This window comes from uncultured Methanobrevibacter sp., from assembly GCF_937881195.1.
Taxonomy (GTDB): Archaea; Methanobacteriota; Methanobacteria; order Methanobacteriales; family Methanobacteriaceae; genus Methanobinarius.
The window spans coordinates 41,890-60,093 of sequence record NZ_CALGFC010000017.1; the positions used below are offsets into that span (position 1 = coordinate 41,890).

Consider the following 18,204-nt stretch of genomic DNA (forward strand, 5'->3'; position numbering starts at 1 on the left):
AAATTAAAATTATTAAAAATACAAAGTTTTTAAATATAAATTTATTAAGAAAATATTAAATAAAAAAGAGTATCATATTAAAAAAAGAAAATTTTAAATTAAAAAAGAAAAAAAATGGAATTATGAAGTTGTTAGTGTAACTACTCCATAAGCTGCTGTGGTTGAGCCTTCTTTAACAACTTGACCATCTTTTAATATTTGAACTTCTAGTAATGCAGAACCTCCACCATTTTTTTGAATAGCTAATGATACTATGTTTGATTCAACATTTTTAACATCGATTGTATCATTTCCAACACCATCATAACTAGAAGAATCTATAGAGCCAATACTTCCTGACCATGAGTCATCAGTTATTATTTTAACTTGATAACCACTAGCTGCAGGATTTTGATTAGAATCTGTTGAAACATTTGTGCCTATTTTATCTGGGGCAAACATTCCCATTGCAGCCAATATTAGTAATACACCTATACAACATACAATTATAATCCCAAACATTCCTTTTTTCTGTTTATATATTGGTATTTTTTCTTTTGTTTCTTTTTTTGGATTTTTATCTTCATTCAATGCCCTACACCTCAATTATTGTTATTTCAAAAATATTTCAATGAATGAAAGAAATCTTTTTATAAAAGAAATCTTTTTATAAAAAGGATTTTTTAATTAACTAAAAAAATTTTTAATAGATAAAGAGATATTTGATTGTCTTAACCAATATCATTAATCCTATTCCCCCAAGAATGCCATTAAAAAATCTAAGAGTATTATTACTTTCTCTAAGATTTAAAAATTGTGTTAATCCATCTATTATAAATGGAATTAATAGCATTATCGCCAATATAGTAGTATTTAATGTGTATTGAAATGCTATAAAAAATGCAAGAATAATATAAATAAAACCACTTAGATAAAAACCAGTACATCTTGAACAAACTGGTAAATAATATTCTTTAACCTTGAAACTTCTTTCAGGTTTTTGATGACATAAATATTTAAAAATATTCATTTTAAACCAAATTAATTTTTTTACAATTAATTTTTTTACTATTATTTTTTTTACTATTATTTTTTTTATTAAAATTATTATTTAACCCTTTCTATTTAAATTCCTAAAATTATATTATATATAACTAAAGAAATAATCTACATATTGATAACTTACTAACTAAATAAGATCGCCTAAAAAACTTTTATTAAAAATATAGAATCTTATACAAATAAATAATATATTATCTACTAATAATAAAGCAAATATAAAAATTAGGAAGATTTTTTAATATTTTAAAAATTTATTATTTTTAAATATATTAAATAATATTTTAAATAAATATAGATATAATAAATATTAAAAATTATATTATTAATATAAATAATAATATTCATATCTATAAATAAATATTATAATTTAAAACAAACCCAATAATTGTTTCTAGTTTTATTTTTAGCCTATTTTATAATAAATAGATATTTTTTATCATTATTACAAATAATCTAGAATTACTCCTTAATTTATAATAGAAATATTTTTTAAAATGATATTTTGATAGATATTAAAATGATATTTTGATAGATAATTTTATAAATAGTGATTAATATATTGAAAATAAGTATAAAAGAATAACAGATTAGAATTAATTTTTTAGTAATTTTTATAATGTTTTTTGTTGTTAAAGCTATATTAATTATAATAACTATCAATACAACAAGAAAAATCTTGAAAATATTAAAGATAATGAATTTTCAAATGAAAAAATATTATTTCATAAAACTTATTAAGTCATTAGGTGAATTTATGCGTATTGTAGCTGCAATCGGTGGATCTATATTAATAAAAGAATATAACTATAAGAAATTTCAAGAGTATGCTGAAATTTTAGGAAATTTAGCTAAAGAACATGAGATTTTTGTTGTTGTAGGTGGTGGAAAACCTGCAAGAGATTATATTCAAATTGTTAGAGATCTTAATTGTGGTGAAGCTAAATGTGATGATATTGGTATCGAAGTTACAAGAATCAATGCAAAATTAATGCTTTTAACCTTAGAAGATAAAGCTTATCAAAAAGTTCCACATAATTTCCAAGAAGCTTTAGAATACTCCGCTAGTGGAAAGATTATTGTAATGGGTGGTACTGAGCCAGCACATAGTACCGATGCGGTTAGTGCAATTTTAGCTGAATATGTTAAAGCAGATATTTTAGTGAATTTAACCTCTGTTGATGGAATGTATACTAAAGACCCCAATAAATATTCTGATGCTGAATTAATAGAAGAGATTACAGCTGATGAAATGTTAGAAGCCATAAAAGGAAAAGATGTTAAAGCTGGAACATACGAATTTTTTGATATGACCGCTATTCAAATGATAAAACGTTCCTCACTTGAAACTGTTATAGTTAATGGCGAAGATCCAGAAAATCTAGTTAAAGCTATCAATGGAGAAAAAATTGGAACTAGAGTTGTTCCCAGTAAAAATTCTTAATAAAGTTATTTATAAATAACAATAGTATTTATAAATAATAGATACAATTATCATTAGAACTAATCTTACTGTTTAAATGAATTTTATATAAATTAAATATAATAAATTAAATTTAATGAATTAAATACAAAGGTGAAATAATGGTTGATATTCATAAACATTGTCCTGTTTGTAACACTCCTATTCCTTTAGAAGAGACTACTTGTTCCCCCAAATGTCAAGAAATTTTGGAAAGTAGACAAGCACAAATGAAAAGAAGTAGAGTAATCTTATTTGTTGTTATGGTAGTATTCATAGTAATATTTGCATATATGATGTTTTTTAAGTAAGTTTAATTTTTATATAATAAACTTATTTATTAAATTATATAACATACTATTTTTTATTAATTTTTAATTATTTAATTTTAAACTTTTTTTTAATATTTTTTAATCTTAATATTTTTATTTTATTTTTTATTATTAACTTTTTATCTTATATTTTATTCTTAGATTTTTATTTTATATCATATATATAAAATTTAATTAGAAATATTTAATATATTCTAAAATTATATATAAATGATAAATAAATTATAATTTAACTATAAATAAATTATAAATATAAAAATAGTTAATAATAGATTAATAAAATAATAAAACATGATAAATTTGTATCAAAATCAGTGAGGGTGTTTTAAATGTTGTTATCATCTACAAATACATTGGGAATTAAAGAAATTGTTGAATATCATGGTTTAGTTACAGGTGACTCATTAATTGGTTCTAATGTATATAAAGATCTATTTTCAGGTGTACGTGATGTTGTAGGTGGACGGACTTCAGCTTATGAAAAAGAGTTAGAAAAAGCTAGAGAGTTGGCTTTAGATAGTATGAAAGATAAGGCAAAAGAATTAGGTGCAAATGCAATTGTTGGACTTAAAATTTCCTATAATAATCTCGGAGGAACAATGGGAAATACTATCCTTGTAACAGCATATGGAACAGCTATTTCATATAAAGACTAAAAATCTTGAAAAAAAGTAATTACTTATAATACAAATTTATCATAAATTTAAATTTAATTATAATATAAATTGAAGATTTAAGTTTAAAACAAATATATAAAACACTGATTCAAATGATTCTAACAGAATATAGAAAAGCAAAACTTAAAGACATAGCTTATGCCACCCTTTTTATATCAATTGGAACTGCAATAGGAGTTATTTCTCTTGTTTTATTTTATGCATTCCATATAGCTATTTTTGGATTTAATCTAGGTCTTATTTTTTCCCCAATCATTGCAGGCATTAGTGAAACATATCTAGCAAAAAGATATTATGGAAAAACAACTGGAGCTGTCAGTGCATTCATATTGTTCTTTATAACAGTATTCTATGGATTTATTTATATAAATAATAGTCTTGGATTGAATTTAATAACTGTTGGAAGTGCAGCAGTTATTTTACAAGCAGCTTTCCCCATATTCATCAATTATTTCTTAGTAGTGGTTCTTTTAGGAGTATTATCTTATACTTTAGGGATTTTCAAAAAATTCATTGACTATATACATATTTCTTTAAAAAAGTTGTACTATAAATTACGTGGAAAAGAATATGTTGAAGAGACAAGTGAAATGGATTATAATCAAGATATGAAAAGAGTTGATGTAAATAACCTCGGAATTCTTTTTTTAACAATAGATTCAATTCAAAACGAAAATATAAAAAAGTTTAATGGAGTTTTTGAAGGAGAAATTTTAATACAAACAAAAAAATCATTAACAGAAAATAAGAAAATTAAAGATACTGAAGTGTTAATAAAAAACCTTGAAAAAGCAAAAGAACAAGCTATAATAAATTTATCTAATAATGCAAAAAATGCAGGTTGCAATAGTATTTTAGATTTAGAAATTCAATATGATACTTTGAGTACTCTTAAAGAAGATAATATCCACATTGTTGCTCGTGGAACTGGTGTGGAATTGTCTAAATAAAATATTTATTAATTATTTATAATTAATTGAATTAATAACATCCAAATTATTAAATCCCAAAAATATAAGATATCGGATCTAATCCTAACATTTTAATTCCCATATAAATTAATAAAATGGCAAAAATTTGATTTAATCTTTTTTCAGGAATTTTATATACTAATTTTGCTCCTAAATAAGCCATTGGGACTGAAAAAGTAATTATAACTCCAAAATTAACTAAACTAATATATCCTAAGGAATAAGGCAAATTATTAACACCAAAACCAGAGAAGATATAAGATAATGTACCTCCTATAGCAGTTAACGATATAAAAATAGAAGATAATGCAATAGATTTTCTAAGTGAAAATCCTAAAAAAATAAGTATTGGAACTAAAAACACTCCACCACCAATTCCAAGAAGGCCAGAAGAAAATCCAACTAATGTTCCAAATATAATAGAAAGTTTCAAACTGGGATTGGGATTATTTTCATTAATTTGATTATTTTCACATTCTAAATTATTATTTAGTTTTTTAAAATCATTATTTTCAATTGGAAAACTATTATTTAACTTTTCATAATTATTATTTTCATTTTTAAGCATAGTATTCTCAAGTTCAGAATTATTACTAAATTTTTCAGAATTTTTAGAATTTATATTATTCTTATTCTTTGATAAATTTCTACTAAAAATCATAAATATAGCTTTGAAAATAAGGAAAAATCCCAAAATGCTCCCAAGTATATCGAAAGGAAGATGTGAAGATGTTATCCCTCCTAAAATACCTCCAAACATCCCAAATATTCCTAAAATAATTCCAATTTTTAATAAACCCTTAGATTCTCTTTGATGACTGTAAGCTCCAGATATTGCAGTAGGAATAATAATTGCAAGACTTGTTCCAAGGGATATCCTTAAAGCTAAATCAGGATCAATGCCCATAGAAGTTAAAAGGAAATATTGAAGAGGGACCATTAAAAATCCTCCCCCAATGCCGAGTAATCCAGATAAGATTCCTGCGAAAATCCCAATAATCATTAATAAAATAATATACTCCATAAAAAGAATATTTACACCCCAAAATCTATATCAAAAATGGAAACATGTGAAAATATATGTATCTTTAGTTATATTAATTGTTTGATATTAAAAATAATTAAATTAGATATTAAATTTTATTATATATTACTAACTTTTTAGAAAGTTACAAAAACCAATAGATGTTTATTAGATTACTAAATTATATAAGAGTCATAAACCAATATAATTATAAAAATAATATTTAAAAAAATAATTAAAAAAATAATTAAAAAATCAGTTGAATAGTTAGATAAATTAAAAATAAGCTAATTTAAAAGGATTACTTGAAAATATACTTTTAAAAATTCTAATTGTAAAAATATTATAAATATAAGAGACCGAACATGAAAATAGATAAATATATTTTATTTGGAATTTTATTTATATTTGTAGCCATATTAATCTTTTTTACAGATATTTTCAATCCATTTATAAGACCAATAACACATTTATTTTTAATGGGTTCTTCAAAAGGAAAAGACATATTATTTTTCTTAATATTAGGTTTATTTTTAATATTAAGTCAATTATTTGAATATGACCATATTTTTAAAGAAAGCAAGCATATTAAAAAAATAAAATCTAGCAAAATTTCATCCATATTTAGATTAAATAATAACACTTACATAAAAATTTCATTAATTCTTATTATAGTTACATGCATTTGTGGACTTTTAATGGAATTAATAATAAGATACCAACTAGGAATTTCCCCATTTACAATTTTTGTATCAATGGATCCTACTCCAACAACTACAAGCATATTACATTCACATATATACAAATCGGTTATTGGAGGAGTTATTGGTTTTTTCCTTTCAATTATGTCTTTAGGAGTTCCTGTGGGCGTTAATACAGGAGATTCTTTATACCAATATGTTCCAAAAATAGCCAATATTATAATAATAATTTTACCAATAATATTTATAACACAATTAAATTCAATGAAAAACCGTTTAGATCCAAGTAGAATACTTTTAATATTTGCATCAACAATAGGACTAATTGGAATATTTGATGGAGGACTATTTTCAGTACCTTGTGCTGGAGCAATATATGGAATGCTACTTATATATTTTGATGGGGATGCATTTGATTACTATGTATTAAAAATATTTAATAGTTTACATATAATTAATAAAGATGAAAAATATCTTGAAAATGTCAGAAATAAGGTTAATTTTTCCTATAGTGATATTAGAAGATTCATACCACATATTTTTTTAGCTTTAATAATTTTATCTGCTATCTCAATTGCAATAATTGGTACAGATACAGAAAACTATAAAATTGAGATAATAAATCAAACAAATTCCATTTCAGAATTAAATAATAGTTTAAGCCAATATTCTGTTATATCTATTCAAAATAACGATGATAAAACTTTAATTTATATTTCTCCAAAATATAATGAAATGAAACTTCTCAATAATTTGACAAAATCACTTAAAAATCAGGGCGATGCATTTTCAATGAGCTGGAACTTTTATTCATACCTTCCTAGAAATAATACTAATTTAACCAAAAATATATAATTTTGAAAGCATATAAAATATAAATATAAATTTAAGTAATATTATTAATAACATAATTTAATTAAAAGTTAAATTTAATCATAGATCAAAAAAAGATAAATAAACTAAAAATTAAAATAAAAATAAAGATTGAATTTGAATAAAAATTGAATTTAAATAATAAAATATAACTAAATATTAAAATAATAATAAATAGAACTAAAAATTATCTAAAATAATTAATTAAAATTATTAAAAATACTTAAAATAGTTTGATTAAAATGAAGCTCAGTATTATTATCCCAACATATAACGAAGAAGAATATCTTCCTAAACTATTAAAAAGTATTAGATTACAGGAATTTGAAGATTACGAAGTAATTGTAGCTGATGCTAACTCTTGCGACAATACTATTAAAATTGCCGAACATTATGGATGTATTGTAGTTGAAGGAGGAATGCCAGGAGTTGGAAGAAATAATGGAGCTAAAATTGCTAAAGGGGAAATACTATTATTTTTAGATTCTGATTTAGAACTCACCAATAATTATCTTATTGAAACAATCCACGAATTTGAAAGTAATGATTTAGATATTGGAATTACACAAATAAATCCAATATCTGAAAAAAAAAGAGATAAAATTCTCCATGACTTAGCTAACTGGTTTATGATAGCTTTTGAAAAGATAAAACCTCATGGAGCAGGATGTTATGGAATAATATGTAAAAGAGAACTTCATGAAAAATATAATGGTTTTGATGAAACACTGACATTTGGAGAAGATACTGATTATATTGAAAGAATAGGTAAAGATAATAAATTTAAAGTTCTAAGGAACCCCATAATTAATGTTTCAACACGTAGACTTGAAGAGGAAGGTTTAGGTAAACTAGCAATGCAATATGGTAAAAGTACATTTAATGACCTTAGAGGAATAAGAACTAGTGCTGAAGAATTAGAATATGGTTTTAATCACTTTCCTAAAGATTCAATAGAAAAAGAAGACTTAATGGCTAAAATCAGGAAAATATCTGATAACCACTCCATAGTGAAAAGTGAAGATTTGGAATATATGGATAAAAAAAGGATAGAAGATAGAAAAAGTATAGAAGATAAAAAAAGGATAGAATCTTCTATAAATAATAAGGAAAATAAAAACAAAGATTCTAATAATAACAAAAAATACAATAATAAAAATAATTATAATAATTATAATAATAATATTAATAATAATATTAATAATAATAATATTAATAATAATGCCACTACTATTAGTATCTATGAAAACAAAGAAAATAACTTAGAGATTATTAACACATCCCTTCAAAAAATTAATCAAAAGAAAAAGATATTTTATGCCGTGTGTGGGGAAGGAATGGGGCATGCTGTTAGAAGTGCAGTAATATTAGAAAAGCTAACAAAAGAAGAAAATAAAGACAAATATGAAATATACATATTTTCAAGTGATAGAGCATATAAATATTTGAATAGTAAGTTTGATAATGTATTCGAAATTGGTGGTTTTAATACCGTTTATGAAAATAATGAAGTAAAGAACAAAAGAACTTTATTAAATGCAATTAAAACTACACCAAATAATTTAAAAGAAAATTATGGAATATTATTTAAAAAAGCTAGAGAAGTTAAACCAAATATAATAATATCTGATTTTGAAAATTATTCAAGTATTCTAAGTAAAATTATAAATGTTCCACTAATAAGTTTAGATAACATTCATATGATAACACAAACATTGGTAGATTATCCTCCTTATCATAGACAAGACATGTTAAAAGCAAAAAGTGTTATAAGATCATATATAATGAGGCCAAAAAGATACATTTTAACTAGTTATTTTTTCCCAAAAATAAAAAATCCTGATAAAGCAGTCATTTATCCCCCAGTAATAAGAGATAAAATAAAAAATCTTAAAACTAAATATGATGACTATATATTTGTTTATCAAACTAGTGATTCTAATAAAGAACTTATAAAAACACTAAAAGAATTTGATGAAAAATTCATAGTATATGGATTTAATAAAGAAGGAAATGAGGAAAATTTAACTTTTAGAAAATTTAATGAAGATAAAATATATGATGATATGTGCAATGCAAAAGCAGTGATTAGTAATGGTGGTTTTACCTTAATAAGTGAAGCTATCTATCTAAAAAAACCTATATATAGTATCCCCGCTATAGGAAATTTTGAACAACTACTTAATGGATTTTATATAGATAAATTAGGATATGGCGAAATGCATGAAAAAATTAATGTTTCAACACTAAAAAGTTTTCTAAATAATTTAAAAAAATACCAAAAAAATCTTTATAATATTAAAAATAGTGATAATTCCGAAATAATTCAAGAATTAGAGAGATCTATTGAAATATTTTCAAAAAAATACTAAAAAACTGTTTTAAAAATCAGAAAAATTAATAATTAAATTAAAAAATAAAATATATTAAAAAATTATTAATATATAATCTTAAAAATAGCTAAAAAATGACTTGAAAAGCTAAAACAATTTAAATAATAATTTTAAATAATTAAAAAATAATTAAATAGCTAAAAAGTATAAAATAGCTAAAAAGTAACTTGAAGATTCAAAAAATAAAATTAAAGAGTTACACCCATTTCAAGTTGTTCTGTAAGTTCTTTATATCTATTTCTTATTGTAACTTCAGTAACCCCAGCAATATCTGCAACATCCCTTTGAGTTTTTCTCTCACCCAAAAGAACTGAAGCAATATACAATGCAGCAGCAGCCACACCAGTAGGACCCCTACCAGAAGTAAGTCCTTTTTCCATAGCTTTTTCAATTATTTCAATAGCTCTTGATTGTACTTCACCAGAAAGGCCAAGTTCACTTGCAAATCTTGGAACATAGTCCACAGGAGAAGTAGGAGGTAATTTTATATTTAGTTCCCTAGTTAAGAATCTGTAAGTTCTTCCAACTTCTTTTTTACTTACTCTTGAAACTTCAGCTATTTCATCAAGAGTACGTGGAACATTACATCTTCTACATGCTGCATAAAGAGAAGCTGCTACAACGCCTTCTATACTACGGCCTCTAATTAATTTATTTTCTACTGCACTTCTATAAACAACAGAAGCTGCCTCTCGAACACTTCTTGGAAGACCTAATCTTGAAGAATCCCTATCAAGTTCACTTAAAGCAAATGCTAGATTTCTCTCTGTAGCCCCAGAGATTCTAATCTTTCTTTGCCATTTTCTTAACCTATACCATTGAGCCCTATTTCTTGCAGGAATATCTCTACCATATATATCCTTATTCCTCCAATCAATCATAGTACTTAAACCTTTATCATGTATAGTATAAGTAATTGGAGCACCTACTCTAGTACGTTTATCTCTTTGTTCATGATCAAATGCTCTCCATTCTGGACCCATATCTACAAGATTTTCATCAATAACAAGTCCACAACTAGCACAGACAACTTCAGCCCTCTCATAATCCCCAATGAGATTTTCTGATCCACATTCAGGACATTTATTTTGTTTTTCTGTATCAGAAACATCATCCTGCATTCTTTTTTTTGCAGAAACATTTTCTATAGGTTTTCTTTCAGAAAACTTAGTTTTTACTTCTTCTTTCGTGCTATTACCCCGTATTAGTTTATTATTAATTATTTTTAATTAAAAATTATAATATTTATTGATTAAAAATTAAATCAACTTTTATAATATTAATTATTAAATTAAAATCTTTGATTAATCATTAATTTAAGAATAGATAATTTAAAAATATGTTAAATTAAATCATTATTATTTGTTAATTTAAAAAACTTATTAATATAAAAAATTTTATTTAAAAAAATTTTCAATAATTTTAATAATAATAATAATAATAATTCTAATTATTTATTAATTCAAAAAAATTGAATATTACATTCTAAATAAAATCAAATAAGTTAGAATAATTAAAATAATTAAATAAGTTAGAATAATTAAATTTAATTAAATTATAAGATAAATTAACTATAAACCTAAATAAAGTGTTTAATTTTTAAATTAGAAAGCCATTATAAACAAATATGATTAAATAAAATTATATTTCTATACAGTAATCTTATAATGATATTGTTTACATCAGTCAATTGTTTCTTCTAGTATTTTTATTCCTTTTTTTGTTTTTATTATTAGTATTTTTACTTCGTTTATTATTTTTTCTATTTTTAGTTTTAACATTACTTTTTTTATGTCTATTCTTGCTGAATTTTCTATTTTTAGGATTTTCAGAAACATATAAATCTTCACCAATTGAATCTCTAAATTCATCAAGATTAAAAGACTTAAAAATCCCTACTGAAATATATGGCTCTTTTGTAGGTCCAAAAACATTTATAATTTTGCCTATTTTATTTTTATCTTTATTAAAAACAGAAGCCCCAGAAGGAGGTGACTGTGAAGACCTAGCTATTAATCTTCCAGAGTTAGATATGTGAGAAATATTTCCTAAAAACTTCATAAAATCAAACTTAAAAATAAATAATTATTATATCACACATATAATATACATTTTATCATATATAAATCTTCCGATAGTATTATATATAATTAATGTTAATTATTTAAATATATTTCTATTTAATTAAAACCAAAAAGACTTATTTTAAGATGTCAAATATCAAATAGTTTACAATTATAATGTCATTTAATAAAAAAACACAAAATACTATTAATGATTAATATAAACAATTAATAAAATACAATTAAAATAACAATATATCAAATGAAAAAAAAATTTTAATAAATAAAATAAATTAAACCTATTTATTTATTAAATATATACAAATTTATGAAGTATTCATTAACCTATTTTTCATTATGTTATGTGCATTTATTTCAATAGTATCATCTATCGCATTTAAAGATGAAATATTCTCAGTTAAATAATCAACATCATAATTATTCTTCAAAGCATTTAATATCATATAATCGGCAATATGGGGATTTTTAGGCAATATTGGTCCATGTAGATAGCTACCAATAAAATTCTTGTAAACCAAACCCTCTTTTCCATCTTCACCATTATTTCCAAAACCTATTTTAACATCCCCAAGAGGATCATATTTATGATAAGTTCTTCCTCCATGATTTTCAAACCCAATAATGTCACTTAAATCATGATTTTGCTTTAAATTAAATGCCATATCTAATTTTAAATTATTTGAAATCAATATATCTCCAATAAGTCTCTCTTTTTTACTTATGGTTTCCATTTCAAAGATTTCAAGGCAAGAAATTTTTTCATTATAAGGATTAATATAATAATTACCAAAAATTTGATAACTACCACAAATAGCTAAAAGAGGTTTTCCCTCCTCAATAAAATTCTCTAAAGAGTTTCTATGATTAAGAATATGATTTGAAATAATATTTTGTCCACTATCAGACCCTCCACCAATGAAAATCATATCTGAATCTTCAAGAGATATTTCTTTATCAATTGTAAAATTTTTGATGTTAATATCGATTCCTCTCCATTCACATCTCTTTTTAATACATATCAGATTACCCATATCCCCATATGTATTTAAAATATCAGGATACATATTAACTACTTCAAGTTTCATATTACTAATCCTTATTTTATAGACATTTATTATTATTATTATTATTATTATGCATAATTATGATTATGAATTATGATTATGATTATGATTATGACTAATTATCATTTTGAAATATCATTAAATTTAGATTTTTCTTTCAATTCTTTTAATAAAAATTTTCTTACCTCAGGAACAGCTGTAAAAGTTCCAATAATATAAGATTTTACATCTTCATCTAATATTTCTTTAATAGGTATTTTAACATCACTTGCTTCTTTTGAGACATATTTTTTTATTTTTTCTGTATTGAAATTACTATATTTCAATCTTAAAACAGCTTCATTTGCCCTTGTTCCAGAACAATAAAAATAATTTATATTTTTTATATCACTTATCTGTTCAAAATCTGCATCCCAAATCCAAGATATATCTCTTCCATCTGCAGGAGCATCATTAATCAAAAACATGACTGATTTAGGTTCTTCATCATAAGAAAAACTATTAAAAACTTCACTTAGTCCTACAGGATTTTTTGAAAGAACTAAAACTACATCTTTATTAGGGAATTTCATAGTTTCCATCCGTCCTAATCTATAATCAAAGTTCTCAACTTGCTTCTGAACATATGAAATATCAAAATTTTCAGATAAACATAAAGAAATAGCAGCTAAACAATTATAAATATTATATATTCCCATATATTTAAATATAAATTTATTTAAACTTTCTACATTATTTTTATTTTTTATTTCATCAGAAATATTAATTTTAAGTTTAAATTCATAATTATTATTTTTAATATCAATTGAATCTGCGCAATAATCAATTTTTGGACGTTTGACTCCACAATTATTACAATAATAATCTCCAACATTACCATAACTTATAAAATTATAATTCAAACGATTTCCACAGTTTTTACAAAATATAGATTCTGCAACACTATGATTAATTTTAGAAAACTTATTTTTATTGAATCCATAGTATATTTTTTTATTAGGTAATTTATTAAATTGAGTTGTTGAAGGATCATCAGCATTTAAAATTAGAGTAGAATCGACAGTTTTCAAAGTATCATAGACAAGATGAATAGTATTTTCAACTTCACCGTATCTATCAAGTTGATCTCTAAAGAAATTAGTTAATATAACATAATCTGGAGAAAAGTTATGAATTACATCTGGAATTGAACCTTCATCTACTTCAAATATCCCCCAATCATAAGAACTTTTATTATTTACAATAAATGAAGTTACTACTCCTTGAATCATATTAGCTCCTTTAAGATTAGAAACTAAATTATTATATTTCCCACCAATAATATGATTTGTTAGATTGTTAGTAGTTGTCTTTCCATTTGTACCAGTAATAACAACAGTTTTATCACACTTTTTAGTTAAATCTTCTAAAATATTAGGGCATATTTTAATTGCCACTTTTCCAGGTAAAGCTGTTCCTTGTCTCCCCGTAATTTGTAAAACAAAGTAAGCAAGTTTTCCAGCTAAAATTGCTATATTTCTTATAATTGTATTAGTCATATTTTATCATAAATACTATTGTTAGATATAATATAAAAATCTATTGAAAAATTGTATTTTCTCAAGCTTTTTAATATAAAGTAGATAAAATAAACTATTTAAAATTCAATACAACAAAAGATAATAGTAGAAATAAATAGAATAAAAAATATAGAAAATATAAAAAATATAATAAAAAAATTCTAAATAAATAATAAAATGAAATCTAGAAAAATTAATCCAACATTCCAAATAATATTTATTGTAAAAAATAACCCAAAAATATATTAAAACTATGTTTTATTTTTCTTAAGTTTATTTTTATACCCATAAACACAAATTCGTTTATTATAATTTTTACCTAACTTATTACTAAAAACAACATTGAGATTACCAGCAATATTCATCCCATGAACACCACATAAACGAGCAACATTTTTTTTCAACTTATTTCGATCACCATTTACCTTAAAACCATAATTTTTATTCTTATTAACTACATTACTAGTAACTTTGTTAGCATTTCCAAAGACTCTAATACCATGAACCCTATTCTTGTTAGCTGTGTTTTTATTTATTATGTTTTGATGACCATAAACATATATCCCATATTTTTTGGATTTGATTTTATTATTATTTATATTATTTTTAAATCCATTAGAATAAATACCCTTTTTCCCATTTTGTATTTTATTATTCATAACCTTGTTTTTATGACCTTTAAGATAAACACCATAAACTTTTGACTTTATAACATTTTTAAGTAGTTTATTATAATCTCCCATTATATAAATACAATTTTTACTGTTGGAAATCTTATTATATTGAATATTATTACGACTTCCTTGAACTTTTATCCCATAAGATTTAGATCCATTAATAATATTATTAAATTTAATACTATTATAATCACCATTCACCCATATACCACAATATAACGACTTATAAATGTTATTATAAGTTATATAATTATTATCAAACTTAATATAAATACCAAAATAGTTATTTTTCAAAGTATTATTAGTAATAGTATTTTCACCATCATAAGAACTAATACCTGCACCGCCAACATGATGCACGTAATTATTAAAGACTTTATTATAATTTCCAGACATTATACTAATACCATCACGATTAATATTATAAGCAGTATTATTAAAAATTAAATTACTGTCACCATAAATATCAATACCTTCCCTATCACCATTTGAAACAGTGTTAAAAGATATTTTACTGAAATACACAGATTCCAACAACATACACATTTCATGATTACTGATTCTATTCTTTGTAATTATTAAATTATCACCATCATTTATATAAAGACCATTGCCCATCCAATTATTAAGTATCTTATTAGAACTAATAAGAGAATCAATAATTGAAGATATGTAAATATTATTATAGCCATTACTCTCAATTAAATTGTTAATTATACTAATATTATTCGCATCTTCGAGATAAATACCCTCAAATACACAACCAAAAATATGATTATTATTAATTATAACATTATATAAAGAATTTATATAAAACCCATAACCTGCATTATTAGGATATCCACTAGATTCTACAATATTATTCATTATTTTAGAATTTCCAACATCATATAATTCCATACCACTAAGTGCTGAATTTTTAATAGTATTATTTAAAATCAACCCATTAGTTAATATATCTATGTAAATACCAACTTCTTTAACATTATAGATAGTATTTTTAGAAATATTTACATTATCAGTAGAGAACATCCAAATACCATTACCTCCACAATCAACAATCGAATTATTATACAAAATCCCATTATTAAGTGCAAATATGTAAATTCCAGAGTCATTAGAAGTTATTCTATTATTAGATATATTTAAATTAGAAAGAGTATCTCCATCAATACCATTAGTACCTGAATTAATAGTATTATCAAATAAACTAATTCTATCAGTATCAACTAAATAAATACCAAGCCCATCAGCATTAATAGTATTTTTACTAATATTAATATTATTTATATCATTTCCTGAAAACCCAGAAAAAGCACCATAAATAGTATTATTAGTAAAAGAAATACCATTTGAGGAATCTAAAGAAACACTATCCCCCTCAGAATTAATAAAATTATCATTTATATTCATTTGATTAATATTAGAACTTGAAATTCCTCTTTCTCGAGAGTTTAAAACTTTATTTTTATTCAATTTAACATTAGAACTATCATAAATAGAAATACCATCATTTGAACCATCAACAGTATTATCACTTACTTCAACATTAGGTGCATTATCAACAAAAATACCATCACCATCAACATTACTAACCTTATTACCAGTTAAATTCAAATTTTTAGAATTATGAGTACTAATACCAGAACCAGAAACATCACTAATATCATTATTCTCGATAGTGAGATTATCACTTGTATCAGTATAAATACCATCACCATCAACATTACTAACCTTATTACCATTAATTTTACTATTGTTAGATTCAGAAAGATGAATACCTGAATCAACACCACTTATATTATTAGTAGAAATATTCACATTATCCGATTCATAAACTGAAATACCACCACCAACTGAAGAGTTAATAATATTATTCACAATATTCAAACCATCAACATTATCAAAATTAATAGCTAAATCAGAATCACCAAAAGTATTATTAACAACAGAAACATTGCTAATGCCTGAACCAGTAACACCAATAAAATAGTTTAAAATAGTAAACCCATTAATCAGAACGTTATCCTCAGATATAGTAAATGCAGTATTAGCTGGATTATCACCAAGACTCCCATCAAGAACAACTCCAACATCTGCAACAATAAACATAGCACGATCAATCAACAAATCAATACCACTATAAAAACCACCAAAACCAGTGAAATTAAAATGCAAAACATCAATACTAATATCACTATCAAGTGCATTCTGAATATCCTCATTAGTCCAAGATTCATTAATAAATAAAGAACCTGCACTAACACATGATAGAGAGAAACTTAAAACAATCAAGATAGCCAATATTATTATACATTTTTTACTAAATAACAATTTAATCACCTTAAATACTATATGATATTCATGTTTTTATGTTTCATCAGGGAATCCAAAACTCTCAAAATGGATATTATCCTTATTATTTTTGAAGTTATTCTTCACAAATTTATTATTCTTATTATTATAATTTATAGCAAAGTTATTATTATAAAGATTATTCTTATACAAACAATTGCCTGAATTATAAATGCCAAAAGCAATGAAAGTATGAGTAATATTATTATAATATGCTTTATTTTTTAATCCATGTATCGCAATTCCATTACCACGATAAAAATTGTTTGAAGTAATCTTATTTAATTTGCCATAAACAATAATGCCTGATTTAAACCTAATAAAAATATTTTTTAGAACATTATTTTTATTCCCATTTATAGTTAAAGTAGTATTATACGCCCTATTTTTTTGGATTTTGTTACTAAGTCCATTTATATAAATTTTAGCGTCTCTAAATTTATTAGAATAAATCTTATTAAAATTATTCTCAATATATATTCCACTATTAATAAGAGTACTATAGAAGATTTTATTTTTAGCATTATTTAGAAATATTCCCTGTGTATTTTTCCTTAAAATCACATTGCTAATTGAATTAGCACTTGAATTCAGAAAAATTCCATATTTATAATTTTTAATATTAATCCATTTAATCTTAACTTTATTTGAATTCAAAAATATGGCAGAAGAATTTTTAGAAAGATTATTATTCTTATACCTTCCTATAAAATTCACCTTATTTTTAGCATTTTTAGCTGAAACTATACTAATTCTCTTATCAACTACCAGATTTATATTATAATAATTACCTGCTTTAAGTCTAACAATATCTCCATTACGAATAATTTTTCCATTTTTAAAAGGAACATCTCCACTAATCATTTTAGAAATAGTATTAGAATCCGTAGAATTGCTGACTGTATAAGTCGTAGCACTAATATTATTCATTAAAATAAATATTGAAAAAATCAATATTATTATTATAACTACTTTTTTAAACATATTAAACACC

Annotated in this window: 14 protein-coding genes and 1 pseudogene; 6 read left to right on the plus strand and 9 right to left on the minus strand. The window is 23.4% G+C overall.

All coding sequences use genetic code 11. The annotated features are described in order from the left end of the window. Nucleotides 1-120: 120 nt before the first annotated feature. Both Q0087_RS01995 and Q0087_RS02000 read right to left on the minus strand, forming a co-directional pair. Complete coding sequence (locus Q0087_RS01995) at nucleotides 121-570, minus strand: hypothetical protein (RefSeq protein ID WP_297897943.1); 450 nt, start codon at nucleotides 568-570, stop codon at nucleotides 121-123. A 112-nt stretch (nucleotides 571-682) separates the two neighbouring features. After that, nucleotides 683-1,009: a DUF2085 domain-containing protein gene (locus tag Q0087_RS02000; RefSeq protein ID WP_297897945.1), complete on the minus strand. Its 327-nt coding sequence runs from the start codon at nucleotides 1,007-1,009 to the stop codon at nucleotides 683-685. 786 nt (nucleotides 1,010-1,795) lie between these two features. Here Q0087_RS02000 and pyrH point away from each other — a divergent pair. From pyrH to Q0087_RS02020, 4 genes are all read left to right on the plus strand, one after another. Further along, entirely contained in the window at nucleotides 1,796-2,482 is a 687-nt protein-coding gene (gene pyrH / locus Q0087_RS02005; RefSeq protein WP_297897947.1) for a UMP kinase, read from the plus strand. Between the two features lie 140 nt (nucleotides 2,483-2,622). Then, complete coding sequence (locus tag Q0087_RS02010; RefSeq protein ID WP_323384735.1) at nucleotides 2,623-2,811, plus strand: DUF2116 family Zn-ribbon domain-containing protein; 189 nt, start codon at nucleotides 2,623-2,625, stop codon at nucleotides 2,809-2,811. Nucleotides 2,812-3,161: 350 nt separating this feature from the next. Next, nucleotides 3,162-3,488, plus strand: a complete 327-nt coding sequence (locus Q0087_RS02015; RefSeq protein ID WP_297897949.1) for a YbjQ family protein — start codon at nucleotides 3,162-3,164, stop codon at nucleotides 3,486-3,488. A 113-nt stretch (nucleotides 3,489-3,601) separates the two neighbouring features. Beyond that, on the plus strand, nucleotides 3,602-4,459 hold the full coding sequence (locus tag Q0087_RS02020; protein WP_297897951.1) for a heavy metal-binding domain-containing protein: 858 nt from the start codon (nucleotides 3,602-3,604) through the stop codon (nucleotides 4,457-4,459). 49 nt (nucleotides 4,460-4,508) lie between these two features. Here the strand turns inward: Q0087_RS02020 and Q0087_RS02025 are convergent, their stop codons facing one another. Continuing rightward, a complete protein-coding gene (locus Q0087_RS02025) occupies nucleotides 4,509-5,504 on the minus strand; it encodes a sulfite exporter TauE/SafE family protein (RefSeq protein WP_297897953.1) in 996 nt (331 codons plus the stop codon). A gap of 365 nt (nucleotides 5,505-5,869) precedes the next feature. On the opposite strand from Q0087_RS02025, the gene Q0087_RS02030 reads away from it, so the two are divergent. Together Q0087_RS02030 and Q0087_RS02035 are read left to right on the plus strand one after the other, a co-directional pair. Further along, nucleotides 5,870-7,060 carry a hypothetical protein gene (locus tag Q0087_RS02030; protein ID WP_297897955.1) on the plus strand — a complete coding sequence of 397 codons (1,191 nt, stop codon included), beginning with the start codon at nucleotides 5,870-5,872 and terminating at the stop codon, nucleotides 7,058-7,060. Between the two features lie 260 nt (nucleotides 7,061-7,320). Next, complete coding sequence (locus Q0087_RS02035; RefSeq protein ID WP_297897957.1) at nucleotides 7,321-9,450, plus strand: MJ1255/VC2487 family glycosyltransferase; 2,130 nt, start codon at nucleotides 7,321-7,323, stop codon at nucleotides 9,448-9,450. Between the two features lie 209 nt (nucleotides 9,451-9,659). Here the strand turns inward: Q0087_RS02035 and Q0087_RS02040 are convergent, their stop codons facing one another. From Q0087_RS02040 to Q0087_RS02065, 6 genes and pseudogenes are all read right to left on the minus strand, one after another. After that, on the minus strand, nucleotides 9,660-10,592 hold the full coding sequence (locus Q0087_RS02040; RefSeq protein WP_297897959.1) for a transcription initiation factor IIB: 933 nt from the start codon (nucleotides 10,590-10,592) through the stop codon (nucleotides 9,660-9,662). 637 nt (nucleotides 10,593-11,229) lie between these two features. Beyond that, nucleotides 11,230-11,532, minus strand: a pseudogene (locus Q0087_RS02045) (Gar1/Naf1 family protein); the annotation flags it as partial. Nucleotides 11,533-11,860: 328 nt separating this feature from the next. Further along, nucleotides 11,861-12,640, minus strand: coding sequence for a type 1 glutamine amidotransferase (locus Q0087_RS02050; RefSeq protein ID WP_297897964.1), 780 nt, complete (start codon nucleotides 12,638-12,640; stop codon nucleotides 11,861-11,863). A 101-nt stretch (nucleotides 12,641-12,741) separates the two neighbouring features. Next, a complete protein-coding gene (locus Q0087_RS02055) occupies nucleotides 12,742-14,157 on the minus strand; it encodes a MurT ligase domain-containing protein (protein ID WP_297897966.1) in 1,416 nt (471 codons plus the stop codon). Between the two features lie 272 nt (nucleotides 14,158-14,429). Further along, nucleotides 14,430-17,189, minus strand: a complete 2,760-nt coding sequence (locus tag Q0087_RS02060; protein ID WP_297897968.1) for a right-handed parallel beta-helix repeat-containing protein — start codon at nucleotides 17,187-17,189, stop codon at nucleotides 14,430-14,432. 36 nt (nucleotides 17,190-17,225) lie between these two features. Beyond that, entirely contained in the window at nucleotides 17,226-18,194 is a 969-nt protein-coding gene (locus Q0087_RS02065) for a hypothetical protein (protein ID WP_297897970.1), read from the minus strand. Nucleotides 18,195-18,204: the final 10 nt, after the last annotated feature.

Bases quoted from the DNA above. Each gene is read 5' to 3' on its own strand.
- Q0087_RS02025 (WP_297897953.1), bottom strand. From the start codon at position 5,504: ATGGAGTATATTATTTTATTAATGATTATTGGGATTTTCGCAGGAATC.
- Q0087_RS02030 (WP_297897955.1), top strand. From the start codon at position 5,870: ATGAAAATAGATAAATATATTTTATTTGGAATTTTATTTATATTTGTA.
- Q0087_RS02040 (WP_297897959.1), bottom strand. From the start codon at position 10,592: ATGCAGGATGATGTTTCTGATACAGAAAAACAAAATAAATGTCCTGAA.
- Q0087_RS02010 (WP_323384735.1), top strand. From the start codon at position 2,623: ATGGTTGATATTCATAAACATTGTCCTGTTTGTAACACTCCTATTCCT.
- Q0087_RS02055 (WP_297897966.1), bottom strand. From the start codon at position 14,157: ATGACTAATACAATTATAAGAAATATAGCAATTTTAGCTGGAAAACTT.
- Q0087_RS02000 (WP_297897945.1), bottom strand. From the start codon at position 1,009: ATGAATATTTTTAAATATTTATGTCATCAAAAACCTGAAAGAAGTTTC.
- Q0087_RS02065 (WP_297897970.1), bottom strand. From the start codon at position 18,194: ATGTTTAAAAAAGTAGTTATAATAATAATATTGATTTTTTCAATATTT.
- pyrH (WP_297897947.1), top strand. From the start codon at position 1,796: ATGCGTATTGTAGCTGCAATCGGTGGATCTATATTAATAAAAGAATAT.
- Q0087_RS02035 (WP_297897957.1), top strand. From the start codon at position 7,321: ATGAAGCTCAGTATTATTATCCCAACATATAACGAAGAAGAATATCTT.
- Q0087_RS02050 (WP_297897964.1), bottom strand. From the start codon at position 12,640: ATGAAACTTGAAGTAGTTAATATGTATCCTGATATTTTAAATACATAT.
- Q0087_RS02020 (WP_297897951.1), top strand. From the start codon at position 3,602: ATGATTCTAACAGAATATAGAAAAGCAAAACTTAAAGACATAGCTTAT.
- Q0087_RS02015 (WP_297897949.1), top strand. From the start codon at position 3,162: ATGTTGTTATCATCTACAAATACATTGGGAATTAAAGAAATTGTTGAA.